Annotated in this window: 2 protein-coding genes; one reads left to right on the top strand and one right to left on the bottom strand. The window is 31.0% G+C overall.

Annotation, left to right across the window (positions count from 1 at the left end; all coding sequences use genetic code 11):
* The first annotated feature begins 213 nt into the window (after positions 1 to 213).
* Entirely contained in the window at positions 214 to 372 is a 159-nt protein-coding gene (locus tag EP747_RS24490; protein WP_165347284.1) for a hypothetical protein, read from the top strand.
* A gap of 121 nt (positions 373 to 493) precedes the next feature.
* Here EP747_RS24490 and EP747_RS23925 read toward each other — a convergent pair whose 3' ends face one another.
* On the bottom strand, positions 494 to 1,096 hold the full coding sequence (locus tag EP747_RS23925; RefSeq protein ID WP_129692485.1) for a hypothetical protein: 603 nt from the start codon (positions 1,094 to 1,096) through the stop codon (positions 494 to 496).
* Between the last annotated feature and the right edge of the window lie 199 nt (positions 1,097 to 1,295).

The raw sequence follows: 1,295 nt of genomic DNA, 5'->3' as shown, positions 1-1,295 counted from the left end.
TTAATCAGTAGAAAAAATAAGGTTTCTTATTGAACTAACTAATGCGTTAGTTGAACAAGCTAAAAGCTACTTCGGTAGCTTTTTCTTATTAAAGTAAATGGCAGATTAGTTTAATAAAGAAAAGAACCTATTGGAATTAAATGGAATAAAATGATAAAGACAACTCATTATAAACAACAATGAGAAATTATTATTCAAAGGATGTGATTAATAATGATATGGGTAATTGTAGGAATTATAGCCATATTTGTCATTATTGGATTAATGAGACCAAGAAACAACTCAACGCAGGAACTTACTGATCATCAATTACAGGAATTAGAACGTACAAAATCCAATACATTTCCACCAGGCGATGGCGGTTCTTCGTAATAATTTTAAAATTCTTAGAGGTTCTTCAATTGAAGAACTTTCTTTTTTCTTATGTAACTAACTAATGCGTTAGAATAAAAATCAAAAGGAACTTCGCGTTGAACGAAGTTCCTTTTGATTTTTATTCTAACGGACGCTCAGCAGGGTAATCGATTGAATTCGCAATATTAACTAATACTTCGGGGGTAACGATATCAACTACCCTTAAATCAATACTTATTTCATATTGCCAACCTTCTCTTTCGAAAAACAAAGCATTAAAGCCAAAATTTTCATTTTTCCTTCTAGGATCTTTGATCCTACCGAATTCAATAAGTGTCGCCGTTTTTCCATTCTTTAATTTGTAAGTTCCAAGAATGTTCCTACCTTTTATATCCCATTTTTGATCGATTGGTCGAATAATAATTTTGTAATGATTTTTAGGTACTTTATCATTTAATGCATCTAAGATGAAACAATCATTCATTCCATCATTTGTATGTTGAAATCTTCCGAAATAATGAGTAAAGCTAATCGGTGGAACTCTTAGTGGTAACTTTAATAGTCGTTTAAAATTGTTTTCAAATTCAATAGCTGCGGATTCAATCGATTTGTATCCACTTTCAGGATAGAACTCTTCAAATGGTTTGGGTTTATCAGATGCTTTAGCACAATCTACTTTATTACTGAATGAAAGAATTAACGCAAAAATTATCGTAAAGCTAAGGGATTTAATTAAACTCATTGGTCATCACCTTTCCGTAAACTAGGATTAGTATTTCCAACATGTTTTATCATAATTAAACAGAAATAAAAAATGCTGTTATTCAACGACTTTTGAAGTGCGAGGCGCATGCTTTAGTTGAAAAACGTGATCGACGATTTTGTCGGTCATTTTTTTATTGAACAAAATGGCAGTTTAGTATCATAAGGATAGTAGGAAT

The sequence above is a fragment of the Gottfriedia acidiceleris genome (assembly GCF_004138285.1).
Taxonomy (GTDB): Bacteria; Bacillota; Bacilli; order Bacillales; family Bacillaceae_G; genus Gottfriedia; species Gottfriedia acidiceleris_A.
This window is presented reverse-complemented; position numbering and strand designations above follow the sequence as displayed.

Bases quoted from the DNA above. Each gene is read 5' to 3' on its own strand.
- EP747_RS24490 (WP_165347284.1), top strand. From the start codon at position 214: ATGATATGGGTAATTGTAGGAATTATAGCCATATTTGTCATTATTGGA.
- EP747_RS23925 (WP_129692485.1), bottom strand. From the start codon at position 1,096: ATGAGTTTAATTAAATCCCTTAGCTTTACGATAATTTTTGCGTTAATT.